The organism is Bacillus sp. JFL15, from assembly GCF_001184225.1.
Taxonomy (GTDB): domain Bacteria; phylum Bacillota; class Bacilli; order Bacillales; family Bacillaceae; genus Bacillus; species Bacillus siamensis.
Map to the genome: position 1 here is coordinate 588,278 of NZ_KQ236689.1, position 23,930 is coordinate 612,207.

At 43.8% G+C, this 23,930-nt stretch carries 20 protein-coding genes, 2 rRNA genes and 1 riboswitch; of the genes, 10 read left to right on the forward strand and 12 right to left on the reverse strand.

The genetic code is table 11. The features are described 5' to 3' along the window. Positions 1-21 precede the first annotated feature (21 nt). Both AD710_RS02965 and AD710_RS02970 read right to left on the reverse strand, forming a co-directional pair. Positions 22-2,950 (reverse strand): 23S ribosomal RNA (locus AD710_RS02965). Positions 2,951-3,124: 174 nt separating this feature from the next. Beyond that, positions 3,125-4,674: ribosomal RNA gene (locus AD710_RS02970) — 16S ribosomal RNA — on the reverse strand. Together the 16S and 23S rRNA genes form the textbook arrangement of a ribosomal RNA operon. 429 nt (positions 4,675-5,103) lie before the next feature. Then, a riboswitch (TPP riboswitch) is annotated at positions 5,104-5,204 on the forward strand. A 99-nt stretch (positions 5,205-5,303) separates the two neighbouring features. Between AD710_RS02970 and thiT the strand changes: the two genes are divergently transcribed. After that, entirely contained in the window at positions 5,304-5,885 is a 582-nt protein-coding gene (thiT, locus tag AD710_RS02975) for an energy-coupled thiamine transporter ThiT (protein ID WP_016938183.1), read from the forward strand. Positions 5,886-5,915: 30 nt separating this feature from the next. Here thiT and AD710_RS02980 read toward each other — a convergent pair whose 3' ends face one another. Then, positions 5,916-7,445: a flotillin lipid rafts scaffold protein FloT gene (locus AD710_RS02980; protein WP_049627230.1), complete on the reverse strand. Its 1,530-nt coding sequence runs from the start codon at positions 7,443-7,445 to the stop codon at positions 5,916-5,918. Between the two features lie 19 nt (positions 7,446-7,464). After that, positions 7,465-7,995 (reverse strand): NfeD family protein, encoded by a 531-nt coding sequence (locus AD710_RS02985; RefSeq protein WP_049627231.1) that lies wholly within the window; start codon positions 7,993-7,995, stop codon positions 7,465-7,467. 145 nt (positions 7,996-8,140) lie between these two features. Here AD710_RS02985 and AD710_RS02990 point away from each other — a divergent pair, with 145 nt between their 5' ends. Continuing rightward, positions 8,141-8,629 carry a DinB family protein gene (locus AD710_RS02990; protein ID WP_049627232.1) on the forward strand — a complete coding sequence of 163 codons (489 nt, stop codon included), beginning with the start codon at positions 8,141-8,143 and terminating at the stop codon, positions 8,627-8,629. A gap of 1 nt (position 8,630) precedes the next feature. Here AD710_RS02990 and AD710_RS02995 read toward each other — a convergent pair whose 3' ends face one another. From AD710_RS02995 to betB, 3 genes are all read right to left on the reverse strand, one after another. Beyond that, positions 8,631-9,212: an MOSC domain-containing protein gene (locus AD710_RS02995; RefSeq protein ID WP_049627233.1), complete on the reverse strand. Its 582-nt coding sequence runs from the start codon at positions 9,210-9,212 to the stop codon at positions 8,631-8,633. 71 nt (positions 9,213-9,283) lie between these two features. Further along, the gene (gene gbsB / locus AD710_RS03000) at positions 9,284-10,492 is read right to left on the reverse strand and encodes a choline dehydrogenase (RefSeq protein ID WP_016938179.1); all 1,209 of its coding nucleotides are present in this window, start codon (positions 10,490-10,492) and stop codon (positions 9,284-9,286) included. A gap of 17 nt (positions 10,493-10,509) precedes the next feature. Next, positions 10,510-11,982, reverse strand: a complete 1,473-nt coding sequence (betB, locus tag AD710_RS03005) for a betaine-aldehyde dehydrogenase (RefSeq protein WP_049627234.1) — start codon at positions 11,980-11,982, stop codon at positions 10,510-10,512. A 200-nt stretch (positions 11,983-12,182) separates the two neighbouring features. On the opposite strand from betB, the gene cudC reads away from it, so the two are divergent. The 3 genes from cudC to AD710_RS03020 all read left to right on the forward strand — a co-directional run bounded on the left by cudC (position 12,183) and on the right by AD710_RS03020 (position 14,277). Beyond that, the gene (gene cudC, locus AD710_RS03010; protein ID WP_049627235.1) at positions 12,183-12,743 is read left to right on the forward strand and encodes a transcriptional regulator GbsR; all 561 of its coding nucleotides are present in this window, start codon (positions 12,183-12,185) and stop codon (positions 12,741-12,743) included. A gap of 164 nt (positions 12,744-12,907) precedes the next feature. Further along, positions 12,908-13,447, forward strand: a complete 540-nt coding sequence (gene bslA / locus AD710_RS03015) for a biofilm surface layer hydrophobin BslA (RefSeq protein ID WP_016938176.1) — start codon at positions 12,908-12,910, stop codon at positions 13,445-13,447. A 161-nt stretch (positions 13,448-13,608) separates the two neighbouring features. Then, positions 13,609-14,277, forward strand: a complete 669-nt coding sequence (locus AD710_RS03020) for a potassium uptake protein KtrA (RefSeq protein WP_047477108.1) — start codon at positions 13,609-13,611, stop codon at positions 14,275-14,277. Positions 14,278-14,309: 32 nt separating this feature from the next. On the opposite strand, the gene AD710_RS03025 is transcribed toward AD710_RS03020, so the two are convergent. Together AD710_RS03025 and hmpA are read right to left on the reverse strand one after the other, a co-directional pair. Further along, positions 14,310-15,155, reverse strand: a complete 846-nt coding sequence (locus tag AD710_RS03025; RefSeq protein ID WP_016938174.1) for a glucosaminidase domain-containing protein — start codon at positions 15,153-15,155, stop codon at positions 14,310-14,312. A gap of 138 nt (positions 15,156-15,293) precedes the next feature. Continuing rightward, a complete protein-coding gene (hmpA, locus tag AD710_RS03030; protein ID WP_049627236.1) occupies positions 15,294-16,469 on the reverse strand; it encodes an NO-inducible flavohemoprotein in 1,176 nt (391 codons plus the stop codon). 214 nt (positions 16,470-16,683) lie between these two features. Here hmpA and AD710_RS03035 point away from each other — a divergent pair, with 214 nt between their 5' ends. Continuing rightward, a complete protein-coding gene (locus tag AD710_RS03035) occupies positions 16,684-17,325 on the forward strand; it encodes a cupin domain-containing protein (protein ID WP_045925814.1) in 642 nt (213 codons plus the stop codon). A 57-nt stretch (positions 17,326-17,382) separates the two neighbouring features. Here the strand turns inward: AD710_RS03035 and AD710_RS03040 are convergent, their stop codons facing one another. Then, positions 17,383-17,703, reverse strand: coding sequence for a hypothetical protein (locus AD710_RS03040; RefSeq protein ID WP_049627237.1), 321 nt, complete (start codon positions 17,701-17,703; stop codon positions 17,383-17,385). Positions 17,704-18,873: 1,170 nt separating this feature from the next. Then, on the reverse strand, positions 18,874-20,004 hold the full coding sequence (locus AD710_RS03050; protein ID WP_049627239.1) for a Rap family tetratricopeptide repeat protein: 1,131 nt from the start codon (positions 20,002-20,004) through the stop codon (positions 18,874-18,876). A 318-nt stretch (positions 20,005-20,322) separates the two neighbouring features. Between AD710_RS03050 and AD710_RS03055 the strand changes: the two genes are divergently transcribed. The 4 genes from AD710_RS03055 to AD710_RS20175 all read left to right on the forward strand — a co-directional run bounded on the left by AD710_RS03055 (position 20,323) and on the right by AD710_RS20175 (position 22,272). Next, complete coding sequence (locus AD710_RS03055; protein WP_049627240.1) at positions 20,323-20,526, forward strand: hypothetical protein; 204 nt, start codon at positions 20,323-20,325, stop codon at positions 20,524-20,526. A gap of 693 nt (positions 20,527-21,219) precedes the next feature. After that, positions 21,220-21,798, forward strand: coding sequence for a hypothetical protein (locus AD710_RS03060; protein WP_231595037.1), 579 nt, complete (start codon positions 21,220-21,222; stop codon positions 21,796-21,798). Further along, a complete protein-coding gene (locus tag AD710_RS19750) occupies positions 21,795-21,947 on the forward strand; it encodes a PhrK family phosphatase-inhibitory pheromone (RefSeq protein ID WP_197083927.1) in 153 nt (50 codons plus the stop codon). The genes AD710_RS03060 and AD710_RS19750 overlap by 4 nt, the downstream gene beginning before the upstream one ends. Before the next feature lie 202 nt (positions 21,948-22,149). Further along, complete coding sequence (locus AD710_RS20175; RefSeq protein ID WP_269430477.1) at positions 22,150-22,272, forward strand: hypothetical protein; 123 nt, start codon at positions 22,150-22,152, stop codon at positions 22,270-22,272. Between the two features lie 162 nt (positions 22,273-22,434). On the opposite strand, the gene AD710_RS03070 is transcribed toward AD710_RS20175, so the two are convergent. Further along, entirely contained in the window at positions 22,435-23,862 is a 1,428-nt protein-coding gene (locus AD710_RS03070) for an ApeA N-terminal domain 1-containing protein (protein ID WP_049627241.1), read from the reverse strand. Between the last annotated feature and the right edge of the window lie 68 nt (positions 23,863-23,930).

Sequence of the window (23,930 nt, forward strand, 5' to 3'; positions counted from 1 at the left end):
ACAGTAAGCATACATTCAAAAATGGTTAAGTCCTCGATCGATTAGTATCTGTCAGCTCCATGTGTCGCCACACTTCCACCTCAGACCTATCAACCTGATCATCTTTCAGGGATCTTACTTCCTTGCGGAATGGGAAATCTCATCTTGAGGGGGGCTTCATGCTTAGATGCTTTCAGCACTTATCCCGTCCGCACATAGCTACCCAGCGATGCCCTTGGCAGAACAACTGGTACACCAGCGGTGCGTCCATCCCGGTCCTCTCGTACTAAGGACAGCTCCTCTCAAATTTCCTGCGCCCGCGACGGATAGGGACCGAACTGTCTCACGACGTTCTGAACCCAGCTCGCGTACCGCTTTAATGGGCGAACAGCCCAACCCTTGGGACCGACTACAGCCCCAGGATGCGATGAGCCGACATCGAGGTGCCAAACCTCCCCGTCGATGTGGACTCTTGGGGGAGATAAGCCTGTTATCCCCGGGGTAGCTTTTATCCGTTGAGCGATGGCCCTTCCATGCGGAACCACCGGATCACTAAGCCCGACTTTCGTCCCTGCTCGACTTGTAGGTCTCGCAGTCAAGCTCCCTTGTGCCTTTACACTCTGCGAATGATTTCCAACCATTCTGAGGGAACCTTTGGGCGCCTCCGTTACCTTTTAGGAGGCGACCGCCCCAGTCAAACTGCCCACCTGACACTGTCTCCCCGCCCGATAAGGGCGGCGGGTTAGAAGGTCAATACAGCCAGGGTAGTATCCCACCGATGCCTCCACCGAAGCTGGCGCTCCGGTTTCCAAGGCTCCTACCTATCCTGTACAAGCTGTACCAACATTCAATATCAGGCTGCAGTAAAGCTCCACGGGGTCTTTCCGTCCTGTCGCGGGTAACCTGCATCTTCACAGGTACTATAATTTCACCGAGTCTCTCGTTGAGACAGTGCCCAGATCGTTGCGCCTTTCGTGCGGGTCGGAACTTACCCGACAAGGAATTTCGCTACCTTAGGACCGTTATAGTTACGGCCGCCGTTTACTGGGGCTTCAATTCGCACCTTCGCTTACGCTAAGCGCTCCTCTTAACCTTCCAGCACCGGGCAGGCGTCAGCCCCTATACTTCGCCTTACGGCTTCGCAGAGACCTGTGTTTTTGCTAAACAGTCGCCTGGGCCTATTCACTGCGGCTCTCTCGGGCTTGCACCCTAACAGAGCACCCCTTCTCCCGAAGTTACGGGGTCATTTTGCCGAGTTCCTTAACGAGAGTTCTCTCGATCACCTTAGGATTCTCTCCTCGCCTACCTGTGTCGGTTTGCGGTACGGGCACCTCTCACCTCGCTAGAGGCTTTTCTTGGCAGTGTGGAATCAGGAACTTCGCTACTATAATTCGCTCGCCATCACAGCTCAGCCTTCACGGGAAACGGATTTGCCTATTTCCCAGCCTAACTGCTTGGACGCGGATATCCAATACCGCGCTTACCCTATCCTCCTGCGTCCCCCCATTGCTCAAATGGTGAGGAGGTGGTACAGGAATATCAACCTGTTATCCATCGCCTACGCCTTTCGGCCTCGGCTTAGGTCCCGACTAACCCTGAGCGGACGAGCCTTCCTCAGGAAACCTTAGGCATTCGGTGGAGGGGATTCTCACCCCTCTTTCGCTACTCATACCGGCATTCTCACTTCTAAGCGCTCCACAAGTCCTTCCGGTCTTGCTTCACAGCCCTTAGAACGCTCTCCTACCACTGTTCGAAGAACAGTCCGCAGCTTCGGTGATACGTTTAGCCCCGGTACATTTTCGGCGCAGAGTCACTCGACCAGTGAGCTATTACGCACTCTTTAAATGGTGGCTGCTTCTAAGCCAACATCCTGGTTGTCTAAGCAACTCCACATCCTTTTCCACTTAACGTATACTTTGGGACCTTAGCTGGCGGTCTGGGCTGTTTCCCTTTCGACTACGGATCTTATCACTCGCAGTCTGACTCCCAAGGATAAGTCATCGGCATTCGGAGTTTGACTGAATTCGGTAACCCGGTAGGGGCCCCTAGTCCAATCAGTGCTCTACCTCCGAGACTCTTACCTTGAGGCTAGCCCTAAAGCTATTTCGGAGAGAACCAGCTATCTCCAGGTTCGATTGGCATTTCACCCCTACCCACACCTCATCCCCGCACTTTTCAACGTGCGTGGGTTCGGGCCTCCATTCAGTGTTACCTGAACTTCACCCTGGACATGGGTAGATCACCTGGTTTCGGGTCTACGACCACGTACTCATGCGCCCTATTCAGACTCGCTTTCGCTGCGGCTCCGCATCTTCTGCTTAACCTTGCACGGGATCGTAACTCGCCGGTTCATTCTACAAAAGGCACGCCATCACCCGTTAACGGGCTCTGACTACTTGTAGGCACACGGTTTCAGGATCTATTTCACTCCCCTTCCGGGGTGCTTTTCACCTTTCCCTCACGGTACTGGTTCACTATCGGTCACTAGGGAGTATTTAGCCTTGGGAGATGGTCCTCCCGGATTCCGACGGAATTTCACGTGTTCCGCCGTACTCAGGATCCACTCTGGAGAGAACGAAGTTTTGACTACAGGGCTGTTACCTCCTATGGCGGGCCTTTCCAGACCTCTTCATCTACCTCGTTCCTTTGTAACTCCGTACAGAGTGTCCTACAACCCCAAGAGGCAAGCCTCTTGGTTTGGGCTGATCCCGTTTCGCTCGCCGCTACTCAGGGAATCGCATTTGCTTTCTCTTCCTCCGGGTACTTAGATGTTTCAGTTCCCCGGGTCTGCCTTCTCATATCCTATGTATTCAGATATGGATACCACTCCATTACGAGTGGTGGGTTTCCCCATTCGGAAATCTCCGGATCAAAGCTTGCTTACAGCTCCCCGAAGCATATCGGTGTTCGTCCCGTCCTTCATCGGCTCCTAGTGCCAAGGCATCCACCGTGCGCCCTTTCTAACTTAACCGTTAAAAAGAATCACTACGTGATTTCTTGCATTACAATTGAATGTGAATTACTTCTGTTATCTAGTTTTCAAAGAACATTATCTCGAAGAATCGAATGATCCTTCAAAACTAAACAAGACAGGGAACGTTCTGTTTATAAGACCCAAGGTCTTATATTCCGTTAAAATCCTTAGAAAGGAGGTGATCCAGCCGCACCTTCCGATACGGCTACCTTGTTACGACTTCACCCCAATCATCTGTCCCACCTTCGGCGGCTGGCTCCATAAAGGTTACCTCACCGACTTCGGGTGTTACAAACTCTCGTGGTGTGACGGGCGGTGTGTACAAGGCCCGGGAACGTATTCACCGCGGCATGCTGATCCGCGATTACTAGCGATTCCAGCTTCACGCAGTCGAGTTGCAGACTGCGATCCGAACTGAGAACAGATTTGTGGGATTGGCTTAACCTCGCGGTTTCGCTGCCCTTTGTTCTGCCCATTGTAGCACGTGTGTAGCCCAGGTCATAAGGGGCATGATGATTTGACGTCATCCCCACCTTCCTCCGGTTTGTCACCGGCAGTCACCTTAGAGTGCCCAACTGAATGCTGGCAACTAAGATCAAGGGTTGCGCTCGTTGCGGGACTTAACCCAACATCTCACGACACGAGCTGACGACAACCATGCACCACCTGTCACTCTGCCCCCGAAGGGGACGTCCTATCTCTAGGATTGTCAGAGGATGTCAAGACCTGGTAAGGTTCTTCGCGTTGCTTCGAATTAAACCACATGCTCCACCGCTTGTGCGGGCCCCCGTCAATTCCTTTGAGTTTCAGTCTTGCGACCGTACTCCCCAGGCGGAGTGCTTAATGCGTTAGCTGCAGCACTAAGGGGCGGAAACCCCCTAACACTTAGCACTCATCGTTTACGGCGTGGACTACCAGGGTATCTAATCCTGTTCGCTCCCCACGCTTTCGCTCCTCAGCGTCAGTTACAGACCAGAGAGTCGCCTTCGCCACTGGTGTTCCTCCACATCTCTACGCATTTCACCGCTACACGTGGAATTCCACTCTCCTCTTCTGCACTCAAGTTCCCCAGTTTCCAATGACCCTCCCCGGTTGAGCCGGGGGCTTTCACATCAGACTTAAGAAACCGCCTGCGAGCCCTTTACGCCCAATAATTCCGGACAACGCTTGCCACCTACGTATTACCGCGGCTGCTGGCACGTAGTTAGCCGTGGCTTTCTGGTTAGGTACCGTCAAGGTGCCGCCCTATTTGAACGGCACTTGTTCTTCCCTAACAACAGAGCTTTACGATCCGAAAACCTTCATCACTCACGCGGCGTTGCTCCGTCAGACTTTCGTCCATTGCGGAAGATTCCCTACTGCTGCCTCCCGTAGGAGTCTGGGCCGTGTCTCAGTCCCAGTGTGGCCGATCACCCTCTCAGGTCGGCTACGCATCGTCGCCTTGGTGAGCCGTTACCTCACCAACTAGCTAATGCGCCGCGGGTCCATCTGTAAGTGGTAGCCGAAGCCACCTTTTATGTCTGAACCATGCGGTTCAAACAACCATCCGGTATTAGCCCCGGTTTCCCGGAGTTATCCCAGTCTTACAGGCAGGTTACCCACGTGTTACTCACCCGTCCGCCGCTAACATCAGGGAGCAAGCTCCCATCTGTCCGCTCGACTTGCATGTATTAGGCACGCCGCCAGCGTTCGTCCTGAGCCAGGATCAAACTCTCCGATAAATGGATCACAGACTAAGTTCACTGCATCCTGCAGTAACGTCTGTGTGATCTGCAACGTGCAGACCTTAGTTTGACTGACTACGCACATCGCTGTGCGATTTATTTAAAACTTGAATTAACAGGTACGTTTTGTCTTGTTTAGTTTTCAAAGATCATTACCGCTTGTCGAAGCAGCTTTATTATCTTACCACTCAGCTTCTTTTATGTCAATAACTTTTTTTAAGTCGTTTTCGAAGCTTTTTGTTGTTGTCTGCTGTTCATCAGCGACGTTTAATAATATAACACCCTTTTGAAAGTATGACAATAGTTTTTTCAAAAAAAGTCCCCGTTTATTTTCTTTCATACTTATTTCAGTTTCTCTTCTATAGAAAGAATGCAGTCTTGTGGTTTGGTATATTTTCTTGTATAGTAAGATTGAACTAAATACTTGATGACCACAAGGGGAGCATTAAAGCTGAGAGTGAACGTTTTGTTCTGACCCTTTGAACCTGTTAGTTAACGCTGGCGTAGGGATGTGGCAAAGCCAAATGAATTGCAGTTTTGTAAGCAGCGCGCGGACCTTTTCCCATCCTTCCCCGCGCTGCTTTTTTGTTTATCCTTGATACGGTTGTCTGAGCAGGGGGAAAACTATGAATCATTCAACACAGCTTGTGCGCTTAATAGAAATAGCGATTATGACCGGAGCGGCCGTCATTCTGGACATTGTGTCAGGTATGTTTCTCCGGATGCCCCAAGGCGGATCAGTCTCTATTATGATGATTCCGATTTTTTTGATTTCATTCCGCTGGGGAGTGAAGGCCGGGCTTACGACAGGCTTTTTAACAGGGATTGTCCAGATCGCCATCGGCAATTTGTTTTTACAGCATCCGGTGCAGCTATTTCTTGATTATATCGCGGCGTTTGCAGTTCTCGGTTTCAGCGGCTTGTTTGCTTCCGGTGTCCGTGAAACGGCATTGGCTAAAAAAAGAGGCGCATTAACGGTGTATGTGGTAAGCGGCGTTTTTATCGGCAGTGTACTGCGGTATGCGGCACATGTAATCTCCGGAGCGGTCTTTTTCGGAAGCTATGCTCCGAAGGGCACTCCGGTCTGGATTTATTCGCTCGTCTACAACGCGACTTATATGATTCCTTCTTTTATCCTTTCAGCCATTGTCCTTATCTTATTATTCATGACAGCGCCGCGGCTTCTTGAATCCAAGCGGGCAAATTGAAACAGCAGGCGGGTTATGCCTGCTGTTTTTTTATCCAGAGCTTCGTTCTTCTTTCGAATCGCTCAGTTCTTTTGTAAGTTCATTTATGCTTTGTTTTATGTTTCCTTTGCCTGAAAAATTCTCAATGATCTCTTTTACATTGATTCCGGAAGATGCTTTTAAACTTTCCTGAAGACCGGCCATTAAATTGGTTGCATAGCCCGTGACTTTATTGGCTCCGCCGTTTTCACCGCTTCCTCCCGTATCAACGACGGTTATTTTATCAATGTTGGAAAGAGGCGCCGAGACTTGCTTCGCATACTCAGGCAGCATTTTCACAATCATATCGAGGATTGCGGCCTGACCGTATTTTTCGAAAGCTTCAGCAATTTTCTCTTTAGCTTCCGCTTCCGCAAGACCTTTCAGACGGATGACTTCCGCTTCGGTTTCTCCTCTCGCCTTTTCAGCCTCCGCTTTAGCAAGACCGTCAATTCTCACGCGTTCAGCTTCCGCCTTAGCCATCGCTTCAATACTATACTGTTCGGCATCTGCTTCTGCGAGCTGCTTCGCCTTTGCAGCTGCGGCCGCTTGCTCTACCGAATAACGGTCGGCATCGGCTTTTTTCTTCACTTCAGAGTCATACTGGCGCTCACGGCGGAGAATTTCTTTTTCTTCCAATTCAATCTGCTTTTGCCGCTCAATAATTTTAATCTGCATTTCCTGCTCTGTCACCTGCTGGCGGGCTTTTGCTGTTTCGAGGTCATATGCCTGGTCGGCATTGGCTTTTGCTGTGTCCTGCTCTCTTCTGTATTCCGCCATTTTCAGCTGATTGATTTTTTCCGCTTCAGCTATTTCCGTCGCCCGCTCCAGCTCTGATTTTTTTGCGTCTTTATCAGCCGCCGCACGTTTAATCCTCGTCTCTTTATCCGCTTCTGCCGTGGCAATGTCCGCATCCCGCTTGACTTGGGCGATTCTCGGCTTACCTAACGATTCTAGATAGCCATTTTTATCGCGGACATCTTTAATCGTAAAGGAAACGATCATAAGCCCCATTTTGGCAAGATCCTGAGACGCGACCCGCTGGACTTCCTGAGAAAACTTTTCCCTGTTTTTATAAATTTCTTCAACGGTCATGGAGCCGAGAATAGATCGCAGATGGCCCTCCAGCACCTCACGCGCCTCCTGCTCGCGGTCATCCTTAGACTTCCCTAAAAATTGTTCAGCGGCTGTTGCGATTTCCCCGATGGAGCCGCCGATTTTTATAATGGCGGTTCCGTCGGCCATTACCGGCACCCCTTGCTCTGTATAAACTTCAGGTGTAGAGACATCAAGTTTGCTTGAAAGCAAACTGAGAGGTTCCGCCTGCTGAAACACCGGTAACACGAACGTTCCCCCGCCCCGGACGATTTTCAGACGATTTCCGCCTTCATCAATGTGGACGTTCTTATTCCCCAAATAACTTCCGGTTACGATAAGGGCTTCGTCCGGCCCCGCCGTCCGGTACTTCGTAATAAATACAGCAATCAGTGCGATGAGTAAAAAGAATACGATTCCGATGACGATGATAATCGGCATAGTCATAACAGTTCCCCCTTAGATATCAGATTGGTTCATGCGGCGTCACAAAAAGCACTCCGTCTTTCACGTCAATCACTAATACGGCCGTTCCGTACTTAATCTGTTCTTGATCAAAGCTGACCGCAGATTTAGAAATGGCGCCTCCGATTCCCTCTATGATCACTTCCCCATAGCCGTCTTTCGGAACGGAAGTAATAACCCTGCCGATTCTGCCCTTTAAATCCGACTCCCGATATACGAGCGACTCTTCCGCTGATGAAAGCGGTACAAGGATGAAGAAGTAAAGCAGGCTGACCAAAAAAACTGAAAGCACAAATGAAAGTAATGCAATGACAGGATTTGAAAGCGGAGTTGCGATTTCGCCGATGTAACCTGAGGCTGAAAAGATGGTCAAAAACGACAAAATCAACGTTGGATTTACGAATGAAACAGGAATGGCTTCCGAGAGGCCGTGAAACACATCTTGAAAAAACAGAATCAAAAGCGTTAGGCTCCCCGCAATAATCAGTGTGTAAAGATAGATCGTTTCAAGCGGCAGATGAAATATGTCCACATACTTTCCTCCTTTCGGCCGGGTCTCGGAGTGTTACTTTATATACGGGTGTAAAGGGAAATGGTTTCAATTTTCTGATAAGAAAGGCTGATTACATGATTATCCAATCCGGATATGGTATGTTTACTCCAAAGGAGGAGATAGAATGAGCATTTTTAATGAAGCCAGACAGCAGACTTGGGAAGAACTGAAAGGACTCTCTGATGAGGAATTCAACCAAAAGCCCGCGGCTGATGAATGGAGCGTGCGCGAAGTCCTTGACCATTTAAAGAAAATTGACGAATCAGCGCAGAGTCTTTTAACAAAGCAGGCAAAAGACGCACCGTTTAAAAAAATCGAAGAAAAACCGATGGAGTTTATAGAGGACAGAACAAATAAACGGCCGGCGCCGTCACAGCTTGAACCTGAGCAAAACCGAATATCAGTCATTGAAGCGAAACAAGAATTAGATACGGCAAGACAGCAGCTGACCGCCGTTATTTCATCATTAAACGAGGAAGACTTTGAACGGGTGCTTCCGCATCCCGTTTTTCAAGAACTGACGATCCGCCAGTGGATTGATTTTATCGGCCATCATGAAAAGCGTCACATCAATCAAATAAAAGAAATCAAACAAAAAATCGAAAAGGTCTGAGTCAGACCTTTTCGATTTTTTTCTTAACGCGTTTCGGTTCATAAGAATGAATGTCGACCGAATCACCCGTGCATATGTCTCCCGGCCGTTCAACAATACACACAATTCCCCTTCTGCCCATCGCGTGCCTCACAAACGCCGCAGCGAGTTTTGGCTGATCCTGGTAAAAGGATTGAATGATTTCTCCCGGCTGAATGCACGGATCATTTTCTCCCTCGCACAACAGAGACGCACCGCTTGGAAATATTATTCTGCTTCCTTCTTTAAGCGACGTCAGTGCAGAAAAACCGCTGATTGCGATATTAGCGCCGAGCCATTCGGGAAAGATATGAGAAACCCCCATCGCCGCCGCAATCTCATCACATTCCTCCATGGACACGATTGAAATTTGTCTCCGGTTAAAAATTTCCGTCCCTCTTTGATACATCGGCTCCCGCGCACCGGCTTTTTTTGTCAGTCCGAAATGAAGGTCACCGGGAAACCCGCCGTATTCCGCACGAAGCTTGTCCATCTTTTTGGTAACAAATTGTTCCGTATCCGCTATATATACGCCTTCCGCCTTTGCTGTTATGCACTTCCACATCACCCGTCACCGCCTTTTTCTTGACATTATCCTTAAAAAACCCCGCTCTGTAAAGAAGCGGGGTTCAATTATTATACCGTTTTCGGCGTTAAGTCAAAGCAGCGTTTGTAAATCCAGTTGTATGCTTTCTCATTCAAGTCTCTTGGATTTCCGAAGGTTTGCGGATCTTTCATGGCTTCTTTTGATAAGCGCTCAATCATGTCCGGAGACACACCTTGTTCTTCTAAGCTCGGCACCTCTAAATCTTTTACAAGATCATACATCCAATTGACGGACGCTTTGGCCGCTTCTTCGGTTGTCATTTTGCTTGTATCGATTCCGAATGCTTTGGCGATGCGGGCAAATTTTTCCGGATATCCCTTCCAGTTATATTCCATTACCGGCCCCATCATAGCTGCGACGCATTGCCCGTGAGCGACAGGGATGATGCCGCCAAGTGTCTGGCTCATTGCATGCGCAGCGCCTGCGGATTCACTGCCGTATGAAAGTCCGGCAAGCATCGCCGCCTGCGCCATGCCGTATCTCGCTTCCAAATCCTCTCCGTCCGCGAACGCACGCTTAATATAATGCGCCGCATATTCAATAGCCATTAAAGCCACAGCATCAGTGATCGGCTGCGCGAATTTCATCGTATAGCACTCAATGGCGTGCGCGAGGGCATCGATACCTGTCATGGCCGTCACATGCGGAGGCATGGACGTATGAAGCTCAGGATCAATGACTGTTAAATGCGCGGCGATAAGCGGTCCGCCCGTATTGAATTTAAATTCTCTTTCCTCGTCCGTAATGACCGCCCATTGCGTAACCTCTGAACCCGTTCCGGCAGTTGTCGGAATCGTTGTCAGCGGAGGAATACGGTTTTCCAGCGGTTTTTTGCCTTCCGCGGCTTCATAATCAAGAACGCTTCCTTCGTGTGTCGCTTCTACTCCGATCGCTTTCGCCGTATCCATGGAGCTTCCGCCGCCGACAGCCACAAGGCCGTTGCAGTTTTCTTTTTTATACAGTTCAGATCCTTCGTTCACAAGACGTACAGGCGGGTTCGGCTCCACTTTGTTAAACAGGACGACTTCGATGCCCGCTTCCTGCAAGGATTCAATAACCGGGTTTGCCACTCCCGCGTTATAAATTCCCGGGTCTGTTACGAGCAGCGCTTTTGTGACGCCAAGCGCTCTGACTTCTTTTCCCGCATGCTGAATCGCGCCGATTCCGTGCTTAATAACTGTCGGGATTTCGAATGTATGGAATTTATGCATGCTTTCTACTTTCATATTTAATGTCATATTATATCTCCTCCTCGTTATGCTTGAAACCAGTTAACAGGTGCAGGTTTCGTGTTGCGGTAAATATGTTTGATTTCCGTGTACTCTTCCAGACCGATTTTGCCGAGTTCGCGGCCGAAGCCTGATTGTTTGTACCCGCCCCACGGCGCTTGCGCGAAATACGGATGAAAATCATTGATCCAAACCGTACCCATCCGCAGTTTCGCGGCTACGCGTTCGCATTTTTCAATATCCTTTGACCATACCGCTCCGGCCAGCCCGTAAATGGTATCGTTGGCGAGTCTGACCACTTCTTCTTCAGAAGAGAATGACTCGACTGTTAAAACGGGGCCGAAGATTTCCTCTTGGACAATTCTCATGTCAGACTTGCAGTTTGAGAAAATAGTAGGTTCATAGAAGAAACCGTTTTGAAGAGCGGGATCATCAGGACGTTTGCCGCCTGTTTCCAGCTTTGCCCCTTCTTCGATTCCGATTTCTACGTATTTTTCAACTTTGGCCCGATGCTCGGCGGAAATCAGCGGACCGCTTTCCGTATCTTCATGAAAACCGTTTCCTAATTTGATGCGTTTCGTGCGCTTGATCAGCTCGGCTAAAAATTCATCATGAATGGCTTCGTCCACTAAAAGGCGCGAGCCTGCCGAACAAACTTGGCCGGCATGAAAAAACACGGCGTTGAGCGCTTGATCTGCAGCTGTTTCGAGATCCGCATCTTTAAACACGATATTCGGATTTTTGCCGCCAAGCTCAAGGGCAATCTTTTTCACATTGCCGCTTGCCGCCTGCATGATTTTTTTGCCTGTTTCAATTCCGCCTGTAAAGGACACCAAATCGACATCAAGGTTTCTCGCCAGCTCATCCCCGACAGAAGCGCCCGGTCCAAGCACAAGATTGGCGGCTCCTTTCGGAATACCGGCTTCTTCTATTAATTGAAAGACTTTAATGGTTGTCAGCGGAGTTATTTCGCTCGGCTTTAAAACGATCGTGTTTCCGGCCGCAAGAGCGGGAGCAATTTTCCAGCTCGCCTGAAGGAGCGGATAGTTCCACGGCGTAATTTGTCCGCATACGCCGATTGGCTCTCTGACGATTTTACTTACGGAATCGGGAATCGGAGATGAAATGACCTCGCCTCCGTCTTTATCCGCCAAACCGGCATAATACTGAAATACATTTGCGATATCATCCATGTCGGCTTTGCTTTCTTCAATGGTTTTCCCTGTGTCCAGCGATTCCAGCTCAGCTAATTCGTTCAGATCGCGTCTGATTAATTCCGCAATTTTCAGAACAAATTGACCGCGCTCCAGTCCGGAAAGCACCGGCCACTCCCCTTCATCAAATGCTTTTCTGGCTGCGGCGATGGCTTTCACCGCATCGTCCCGGTCTCCTTCACATACTGTTGCAATTTCTTCCTGATTAAATGGATTGATGATACGGCGGGTCTGCTTTTTTTCTGCACTGATCCATTCGCCGCCGATATAAAGCGTTTTGCTCATAAGAGTCCTCCTTACCGAAAAGTAAGTTTGTTAAATAAAAATTTAATGTTTTTAACAATGTTAATTTAACACATGTTTTTTAACCTGTCAAAACCTTGTTTGTCCGCTTAGGTTTTGACATTTTGCCATGATTCGTTAAGATTAAGAACATAAAGAAATGACTTAATCAATTTAATCTTCAAGAGGAAAAGAGGGACAGTATGGATGAGAATCCAGAATTTGCAGCTATAGAACAAGCAAGGGATCTTGTCATTGATTCCATTGCTGAGACGATGGATCTGTACGGAATCACCCGGAGTGTCGGGATTTTATACGGAACAATGTATATGAGAGATGAAATGACGCTTGATGAAATGCGTGAGGAACTGCAGATGAGCAAACCGAGTATGAGCACAGGCGTCAAAAAGCTGCAGGATTTAAATGTAGTCAAAAAAACCTTTCACCGCGGGACGCGGAAGCATACATTTGTAGCGGAAAAGGATTTTTTTACGTTTTTCACGAATTTCTTCCCGCCGAAATGGGATCGGGAAGTTCAGGTGAATTTGTCCGCCATCGTACAGGCCCAGGCGGATTTGCAGGCCGTTTTGCTGGCAGAGGAAGGCAGCGCGGAATTACAGGAAGAAGCGCGGCAGTTATATGATCAGCTTGAAAGCTCGAAGGCCTATTATCATTGGCTGAAGCGGCTCGCCGATTCAGTCCGGAGCGGAGAGATTTTTAACTTTATTCCGATAGGAACAGACGAAAAAACGCCTGAATCGTAATCAGGCGTTTTTTCTTCGTCATTTTTCGACGCGATTTGATTATTTTCGAGGAAATATAGGAACATAACCCCATTTACTTCCATTAAAATTGATGGTAAATTTTTATAGGTACGGTCGTTCTTTTTTAAGAACGATCGGCGAATTTTTTTAAGGGGGATTTTGATATGAAACAAAAGTTTTTCTCAACTGTCATGGCAAGTTTATTCGGCTTGGCTTTACTGCTTTCTCTGCCGACAGCATCATTCGCCGCTGAATCAGGTTCAACCGTTCACGAGCCGGAAATGTCCACAAAGGCGACCGCTACTTTATTTGCAAAATACACAGGTGCCAGCCAGCAGGAATGGTCATTTTCTGATATCGAATTGACGTACCGCCCGAACACGATCCTAAGCTTAGGCGTTATGGAATTTACCCTTCCTAGCGGATTTGCGGCTACAACAAAAGATACAATCAACGGACACGCTTTGCGTGAAAGACAGATTCTGAATAACGGCAAAACAGTCAGACTTCCGTTAAACATTGATTTGCTCGGCGCAGCGGAATTTAAGCTTTCTCTTAATAATAAAACATTGCCTGCAGCAGGTACATATAAGTTCCGTGCAGAAAATAAATCATTGAGCATCGGCTCTAAATTCTATGCTGAGGACACAATTGTTGTTCAAAAACGCAGCACACCTCCGACACAGCCTTGCAACTGCAAATAATTGCGAAAAACGGACCGGCACAAGCTCATCGCTTGTCAGCCGGTCTTTTTTTGTGCCGTTTTTTCTTCCGGCTCTCACATTGACAAACCTTTGAAACAGGAGTACATTCTTGTTTGTTGTATTTGGAGTGACGAAAACAGTTTCTTAAGGAGTTATGAGGATTGGGAAAAATCAAAAATAAACAATTTGCCGTCATCGGACTCGGCCGTTTCGGCGGAAGCATCTGTAAAGAGCTTTTTAAAATGGGGCATGAGGTGCTGGCCGTCGATATCAGCGAAGAGCGGGTCAACGCATACTCCTCTTATGCCACTCATGCCGTGCGGGCAAATGCGACGGAAGAAAGCGAACTTCAATCGCTCGGCATCAGAAATTTTGAATATGTCATCGTGGCAATCGGCGCCAACATTCAGGCAAGCACGCTGACGACGCTGTTATTGAAAGAACTGAACATCCCTAACATTTGGGTGAAGGCGCAAAATTATTATCATCACAAAGTGCTTGAGAAAATCGGCGCTGATCGTATTATTCATCCGGAAAAGGATATGGGCGTAAGGATTGCGCAAAGCCTTTCGGATGAAAACGTCTTAAATTATATTGATCTGTCAGATGAATACAGCATCGTAGAACTGTCAGCCACGAAAAAACTCCATTTAAAAACCATTCTTGACCTCGGCGTCCGTGCCAGATTCGGCTGCACTATTCTCGCCGTGAAACATAATGGAGACATTCAGCTGTCCCCTTCTCCGGAGACTGTCGTCCATGAATGTGACTGCCTTGTGCTGATGGGGCATAAACGTGATATTAAAAGATTTGAAACAGAGGGAATGTAAAAAAAGCCGGCTGCGGCCGGCTTTTGTGATGCTTATGTTTCTTCATTTAACTGGACGGCGGTTTGGTCAACCCAGCCGATCAGCTTGTCTTTCACCTGAAATTGATACCAGACAGATCCGCCGTTTTGCTTCTCAGAGACAACTTTAATATGCTGGCCGGTAAACTTTTGCGCCGATGCCAGTTTAATAGAATGCTGCTCTTTCGACGGCTTGGACCAAATGTCTTCCATGGCGTAGTCTTTGATGGCGCCTTTCTTATCAACTGCTTTAAGAGAGGCATTGATTTTGTCAAATTCATTCAGGTTATAGGTTTCTATGACATCTTTAATTTTTTCCGCATAGTCGGGATCTGTGGCATAGCCGGATTTTTGAAGGGCTGCCGCAGCTGATTTATAATCGTCCGCTTCTATGACGGGTTTATACTTCTTTTTATTCCAAGACGTTCCTTTGACAAATAATTTGGCGTGGTCATCCATGGATTCAAAAAACGTGTTGTACTTACGGAATTTTGCCCGAATCGTTTTTCGTTTCCCTTTTTCAAATTCATCTGTTTTCATCGTGACGTGTTTTCCTTTATAATCACCTTTTACACCGAACAGGTTGCGCGCTTTTCCCGCAAGCTCACTGTTCCCCCAATCCGATTCGAGAATGGCCTGTGCAAGGGTGATGCTCGGAAGGACATGATATTTCTCATATAAAATCTGAGCATGCCCGGAAAGGCTGTCAATAAAGACCTGCTGCCCGTCCACCTCTTCAGGCGGTTTTTCTTCCGTCGCTATGAATTTCGAAAACACCATTGATACCAGAAATAATCCGAATATAAGAGATACAGCAAAAAGGCATCCAAGCACCCTTTTGGTCTTTGCTTTCTTTTTCATATCAACCTTCCTTTAATTCCGGAATCACTAGATTTATAATTTTACTGGTCATTGATGAAAATTTCAATAAAATAGGGAAAAAGACGGAGAAAGAACATGTATGCAAACAAAAAGACCCCTCAAAGAGGAGTCTTTTTTTTATGCCATGCTCAGCTGAGGACCGAACAATTCAAATTGAACGGAATCAGAGTTAAACCCGAGTGCAAGAATCATATCTTTCATTTGCGTCATAAACGGTGCTGAACCGCACAAGTAAAATTCAGTATCTTGATTCAAGTGAAGCTGCTCTAAGAAGCTTTGATCAATCCGGCCGCTGTAAAAAGGCTTGTCTCCTAAGCGGTCTTGTTCTGACGGTTCACTGTATACATAAATGACGTTAATATTCGGATTGCCTGCCGCAGCTTGCTCAACTTCTTTGCGAAACGCGGCGTACTCTCCGTTTTTCGCGGCATGAATAAAAGTAATGGAACGCTCCGGCTGTTTTTCGGCGGCTGTTTTCAGCATGCTCATCATCGGCGTGATTCCGGAACCGGCACTGAGAAGGACAGCCGGTTTTTCGGCGGAAGACAGTTTGAAATCCCCGGCGGGTGCGCTGACTTCAAGTTTATCTCCTTCATGAACTTCATTGTGGAGATGAGAAGAAACCGCCCCGTCCTTTTTCACGGAAATCCGATATTCCCCTTTTCGGGCAGCATCAGACAGGCTGTATTGGCGAATGTGCGTATAAGGAGAATCTGCAATCCGCACTTTAATGCTGATATATTGCCCCGCTTCAAATTCAGGAAGCACAGAGCCGTCGCTCGGTTTGATATAAAATGATGTGATGTCTTTGCTTTCTTCGGTTTTCTTTATCACCGTAAATTCTTTATATCCCTGCCATCCGGCCGCATTGTACATATCTTTTTCAATGCCGATGAAAGCCTCTGCAATAACGCCGTAAGCTTTTTCCCAAGCCTCCATAATATCAGGAGTTGCGGCATCCTGCAGCACCTCCTTGATCGCCAGAAGCAGATATTTTCCGACAATCGGATAATGCTCCGGCTTCACCCCGATGCTTGTGTGTTTATGGCCGATCTGTCTGACCGCCGGAATGATTTGTTCTAATTGATCAATATTCGCCGCAGCCGCAATGACTGCATTTGCCAATGCTGTGCGCTGCGTCTGTTTCTTTTGGTTCGTTTGGTTAAACATATTTAACAGTTCGGGATGATCTTGAAACATCAGGTTATAAAAGCGTCCTGTGATGTTTTCTCCATGTGTTTTCAATACGGGTACTGTGCTTTTGATGATGTCTATTGTTCTCTCATCCAGCATGTTAATCCTCAACCCTTCTAAAGATGTATTTTCAATATATCTTTATAGTAAGAGATATTTCGAATAAAAGATATATCTTAAATGAATCTTTAGAAAAGTCGTCACAATATTGTGGTCAGTTTGGAATCATTGGTTTTTATTCCCTTTTTCACCTATTGGAACCGGGACACATATTCTAGAAATTATACGTTTACACATGAAAGCAGGGGATTGTATGGTTTCTTATATGGATTACACGTCTCCGAATACACAGTTCACATATGATGTGAATGAGAGCCGTTTTTTCACTAAAGATCATCGGAACTTTATCAATGTATTGGGGATTAAACAGTTAAACACGCTTGAAAATATTTCATTATTGGATATCTTTTTGAGCAAGACAAATGTGATTGAACCGCATACCCATCAAAATGCCGCTGAATTGGTGTACTGTATTTCGGGTTCCGCAACCGTGTCGATGCTGAATCCGTTCACCCAGAAAATACGAAATTACCCGATCACCCCCGGGCAAGTGGCGAATATTCCGCAGGGGTGGTGGCATTATGAGATCGCGACTTCAGATAATACCCATCTTTTGGCCATATTTGACGCCCATACGCCTGAAGTGATTTACGGCTCGGATATTCTCCGCCTCACACCGCCCGAGATCATGGCGCATACGTACTGTCTGAATGAACAGGAATGGGAAAAAGCTGTTTCACCGATTCGCAAATCAACTGTGATAGGTCCCGATAAATACTGCGGGCAGTCTGAAAATACGGGTATTCACGATATGAATAAACCTTATCAGCCAAATACGCATTATCCGAATGATCCGTATCGGCATTATGATCCGCCGTTATATTGGGGGTATTAAACGGAGAGCAGGAGCGGCATTAAAAAAAGCCCCTCATGAAAGAGGGGCTCTTAATCATTACGGTCCGGTTCCGCAGCTTACTTTGTACTCACCTTCGGGCCATTTTTTTGAATAACATAAGTGCGGCGTCTGTCCGGTTTCATCTTTCCAATCGAACCAATTTACAAAATAAAGGTTCCCGGCCTCATTGTTGTTTTCTTTTTTTTGAAGAATCGCAAAGTAACTTTGATACGGATAGCCTTTTTTATAAATGTCATGCCTGATGGCTCCTTTTTCTGAAGCAGAGGTGAAGACGACAGGAGAAAGAACGGGGAGCGCTGTTAAAAGAAGTGCCACTGCCGCTGAAAGAGTTAGTAGAAGATAGATTTTCTTTTTCATTTTTCCTCTCATTCCTTTTATTTAGTTGTTAGAAATAGTAAGCAGAACACAGAGGCTGCTGCAGAGGATTAAAAACTTATAAAGGTATGGAGCCAAGGGGCTCGCACCCCTGATCTCTACGCTGCCAGTGTGGAGATGATAGGGTTTGCTGACCAGTCTTTCTGATAAAAAATCTTCTGTTTGGCGAAAAATGAACAAGTTGGTCCCCAAAAAGGATTGTAAATTAAAGTTAATTTCCCACTAGATCTGCCATCAAAACGCCCATCACAATCAATAATAATAGTAAAAGTAAACAAAGTGCCAGGATAACAAAAGAAATAATCTTTGCGATTCCTTTAGGCGATTTGATTGCCAGAATACTCCCCACGACAATTCCTAGCATTCCAAGCGCCCAATGAATATGAGGCAGAAAGCACAATGTGAATAAAAGGATGATAAGCGACACAATCCCAACATACTTTCTCATTTCTCTCCTTTCTATTTTCCCTCCATAAATTTGAAAAGAAAATTGAACTTTAAAATTCTTATATATTCTTAAGGTCTAAAATATAGAGTGCCATATTTTTTAAATATTAGCATAGATTTATCGTTCGAGCTTTATGACGACCGATACATACGCAAGGTCATCTGCGCAGTTCATTATGGAAACACCTACGGAAGGATTTCGTGTAAAGGACTTAAAGGGAGATACATGGTTTATTGTATTTGATTCTCTATTATCCGTTGAGACTTATGAAGTTGGGAGATGATCAAATGACTGATTTTGAACGAAAAGTTATTATATGTCCCGCTTTGGGAAAAATCCCTCCATGGAACAATTGAAAAGAAAAAACAGGTGGATGTTTTGAATACGTTATAATGAAGAAACTAAAAAAGCCTTTTCCGAAGAAAAGGCTTTATACGTTCAAGTTTGAAGGCGATCAGAAGCTACTTTGATTGTATCCTGTGCTTGTTTTTCTACCGAGTTCATACCCAACCCACATACTAAAGTCAATGTCAGACCCAGGACGATGAAGATACTCTTTTTAAAATTCATACAGGCACTCTCCTTCTTAGGTTTGATTACGATCAGATGAAACTTGATATGATCCATCAAATGAAACAGCCGAGGCCGTTAGACCGACCCCTGACATTAAAACGACAGCCGATACAATGATAAATACGCCTTTTCTAAAATTCATACAGGCATTCCCCCCTCTGAATTTGTTTTTGCGTTTGAATCATTTTTTGATGATAAACATAAGATTTGTCATATTGTTTTGACTCTGCATAAACAGCAGCCGTATCAAGAGCGATATCTTCTACATACGAATAGTTTTTATTTTTCTCAAGGTAATCAATTGTTTTTTTAATTCGCATTTGGTCTATTGCATTAATATATAAAGCATCCAAATATTTTTGCAGAGATTCAAACAGCTTATCCCCGTGATGTATCGCTGATGAAAGTCCCTTTTTGCTGATTTGAATCGCCTCATTTGTTTTCCCTTGTTTAAATAGAAGCTTTGCGTATGTAAACAAGGAATGCGGGAGGTCACCCAATTTATACTTTTCAGATATCTCCGCTGCTTTTTTTAAGTAGATTTCAGCTTTACTGTATTCTTCTAGGTCTCCGTAATTCTTTCCTATGTTGTAATAAGCAGAACTGAGCAGCCTTTCATTATTATTTAGTTGTTTCGACAACTCTAAAGCTTTTTCTAAATGCGGCAAACTTTTTTCAAAGCGTTTAAAGTCAACATAATTCCCCGATAAGACGAATAGAAATTGAATTTTCCGGACTTTATACAACTCATACTGATCGTAAATATCGAGCGCTTGCTTTACGTGATGCATGGAGACGTGGCTTTGTTTCATACCGTAATATGCTTCAGCCAATTTAAAATGAAACTCCGCTCTCTCAATTTCATCATGCACATGAACAAGTTGTTTTTCAGCCTCTCTATAAAAGCCGATCGCCTTTACATACTGCTTTTGATCAAATTCATACATGCCGCGGAAAAATAAAGAGTAATAGCACAGCAGTCCGGAAATTCCTTTATTTGATGCTTCGATTTTTTCCAGCTGCTCGTCAATTGTCGGTCTCACGCGGGTAGTCACCGGTTCTAAATAATCCAGCATGAGCTGATGGCGGAATTTCATGAGGGTGTAGTAAATCAGTAGATACTCGTCTTCTTCCATCTCATTTATTTCTTGCTCGACTTCCGCTTTCAAAATTTCCGCATCCGGAACACTGAACTGACGTATCATTTTGTACCATTCATTAATTTTAACGCCTACCTCTGATGATGGTAAAACAGAACTCACAAGGCCACTCCTCCTTTTATATAATATTCTAACATTTCCAAATTATGTTTGGATGAAAAAAACCGCAATTTGTTTGCGGTCTGCCAGATTACTTATTTTCACATAACTGTTGGAAACGGCCATTCCATTTGCGATAATAAAACTAATGCATGGGGAATATAAATGGGAGGATTATGGATGTGTCATTTTAAAATGCGCCTTACTTGATCACTCAAATGTTTTAAGCTCATGAAAATGTGTACTTTGGAATTGGTTTATAAGTAGACTCTCTACAAGTCTACTTTATTTTTTTCTCATAAATAAACGAGGTGAAAATCAATGGATGGTATAGAATTTTTAGAAGATATGACACGACTCGGAGTAATCATTTTGGTGTTCTCCGGATATGCTGTTTACTGGAAGTTAGGTAAAACAAAAAGAGAGCGAGGGCTTACAAAATTTGAAGCTTGTCTTAGGTTCTCTGTGATGTTCGGTATATTAGCTTGGGGTCTTTCGTTTCTTGCTTTGAATTTGTGGTCATAATCTTTTTTGTCGATATTTGACTTATCCTGTCTAAACTAGATAAATGTACCCTCATTTAGAAAGAAGTGTGTTATCGTTTAGTTGCTTTTACTTTATTCAAAAGGGAGAGTTATAATATGGCGTTTATACTTTTTAGGCGCGATGATTGGCGGTTTTCGGCAGGTGAAGGACTTGCAATTGCTGTTATACTGTACGGAGCGGTGAACGAAAAGGGATGTGTTAAATGGAAAGGGATATGGATTTAATACGAAAAATTTTAATTAGTATCGTTAACAGTAATGATTTCAAAGCTATAGCTACTGAGTACATTAAAGAAGCAATTAATATCCTTTAAGGTATAGACTTTCCGGCTTACATCTCTAACTTCACCTTTAACCTTTACTTTGCCGTCCATTTAGCACTGTACCTCTCGTATGTCTTTTGTTGAAGTAAGGATAGAGTACTACTTCTTTTTATTTGAGGCATTATACGAACCCTACAATCAAAACTTTCAAAATGCCATAAACCTATTTAAAATTGCTGAGAAAAAGTTATCCATTATTCCTGATGAAATTGAAGCTGCTGAATTTTATTCTAAAGTTGCATCAATGTACATGATGCTCCGTCAGAGTATTGTTTCACAAATTATATAAACAACGCACTCAACATTTATAAAGATAAGAAAATTACAAAAAGAAGTATACAACTGCACTTATGATTGTAGGAACTAACTATACAGATCTTGGCCATTTTGATAAAGCTGAAGAAGCTTATTTCCAAGCCGTTAGGATTTCAAAAGTGCTTGATGATAAATTTTCCGAAGCACAAATCCATTATAATTTAAGTAGTACATACTCAGCGGCAAACAGACCCCAAGACTGTCTCAACGCACTGATAAAATCCATAAGAAATAAAGAGTGGAGACAATCGGTTTATTACATTAACTCTCTTTACATGGCTACCAAAGAGTTAATCCTCATGAATCAAAAAGAATCTGTATATTATTACAAAAAAGAACAAGGAGATTTAATCCATAAAGAGAATAAAGTGTATGAGGCTAAAATAAACATCATTTATGCACTTCTTCAAGATAATCAAAACGAGACCATTGAGCAATGTTGGAGTTACATTCATTTCCTTCAAGAAAAGAATGACTTAGACAGTGTTCTTGATCTTTCCTTGATTATCTCTCAGTACTGCGAGGAGAAAAAATGTTATAAGGATGCTCTTGAATTTTCTAAGCGAGCTATTTTAGGCGAAAAGAAAATGAGGCATTTGGAGGGAATAGGATGAAAAGATTAATACTTCGTGTGTCGGTTACAGCTATTGTCTTAAGTGGGTTAGCTGCTGGCGTTAGTTTGTTTACTCAGTCAGACATTCAATTTAGTGAAAAACCAGTCGGAACTGGTATCCAAATTGCAGAGAGACCAGTTGGAACTTAGAGTGAGGGGTATAAGATGACAAAAGGCGTTAAAATAACGTTATGGAGCATCCTAGCCGTATTGACCTTGTTAGCAATAATAGGAGTTGTATCATATTATCAGACTCCATCAGTGTAAAGAAGCTATCATTAAAGTGCAGCCCTATAATGGGCTTTTTTGTATTAGATAAGAACTTAGGTTATTAAGTGCAAGGTGAAAAAAGATGAGCAAAGAAATAAATACAAAAGAACTTGATGAGGAACTAAAAAGAGTTCTTAAAATGTTTGATGATGTATTAGAGATTTATGAACAACATGACGGCGAACCAGATATTAAGCTGGTGTAAATTGCCCTTCATGTCTAAAAAAATCAATCAACTAATTATGTTTGTAAACTGGAATGGGAACAAGCATGTACACTTTATTTGCGAGTGTGGCTGTCGAGTGCATCAATAATTATGAGTAATAAAACACCCTATCCTTTAAACTGGATAGGGTTAAATTCATTTTTACTTCTTCTTATTTAAAACCTCATTACTTTGATCTAAGAATCCTCTCATTGTTCTATGCTCTTTAACCTTCTTAAATATTAATTCCTCTTCTAATCCTAATTCTTTCAAGACTATAAAAATAAGAATTACCTTCATTCTATATGAAGCGTAAAATTTTCCAATAGGTTCTTCAAGAATCATTTTTTTATTCGTATAATCAAAATGAGTTAAATAATTTCTTGTTTCAACTACTTTTTGAATAAAACGATCTCTATTCTCGCTATTCCCTATTAAAAAGATTTTAACATCCTGTGACAACCCATTTATTAATTCTTTTAATCTTCTCCCTAAGTTATATTCATTGCCATGATTGAATTTATTTAAAAAGAAGGATTTTACTTCTTCATCCTTAATATTTTCAGTAATAAATTGCTTTATTTTTTCTGTATTATCACTATATAATTCTTGGTCTATTTTAGCTCCTTCATAGAATCTTCTATGAAAGATTTCTAATGTTTGAACAGAATTAATAAATTTAGTATCAAGATATAATTTTTCAAAATTAACTAAGTGAAAACTTATTATCGTTTTTAACTTCTCTTCTTTCTCAAACCAATTATTTAGTATTGACTCAAGGTTTTCTTTTACATCATTATACTTAAAAAGGAACTGAATATTTCTTTTTTTCTTTTTAACTTCTTTAATACTCTCAAAATATTTGTATTCTAAATATCTTTTTTCCTCCTTTTTAAACACCCTAAATAAAATATGCTCATCTGATGTAGTATAATCTAATAAAAGATTTAAAAAGCCTTTAAAAGAACGAACTATATCCAAAAACCAAGTCAGATTCTTGTTTTCGTCTGGACTTATTTTAAACCAGGAAGTATGACTAGCATTGATCTCTACCTTTGAAATAAAATCTCTTTTTGTATTCCCAATAAAATATTCTTCAATTGTGGTGTTAATGCTCTTTATCTTGTATTCTTTTGTTTCTGGAGGAAAATATTCTATTTTATAATAGTTATCTTTAGTTGATCGTTCTTCTTTAAATACCGCTGGATCAATCCAGGGGGTTAAGTAATCTGCGCTAAACAATACATTATCAAAAGTTTCAGGAAATTCTTCTGTATAATTACCTGCTAAAAAACTTCTCACGTTATAGGTTTCAATAGGTATGCCTGGCGAAGAAGATCTAGACCCACTTCTATTTAAGACATCAAGTTTAAAGCTTTCTCCACCTACAGATATTCCGTAAATTTCTTCAGGTGTTTCATTTTCAAAGTTTAGTAAGTAATCTTCACCAAGAACCCCAATTAAATCAAGCGTGATTTCTTCAGGAGTATACTTTAATGTCCCGGTTACCATTTTATCTGGATTATCCTTTGTCCACCATTTTCCCATGGTTTCAAAAGTTTCAAGCCTTCCTCTTTTCCTTACTTTCAATATAATTCCCCCCATTGAAATTAGATCAACTTACCGTTGTTTATTATTAATACCATTATCCTATATCC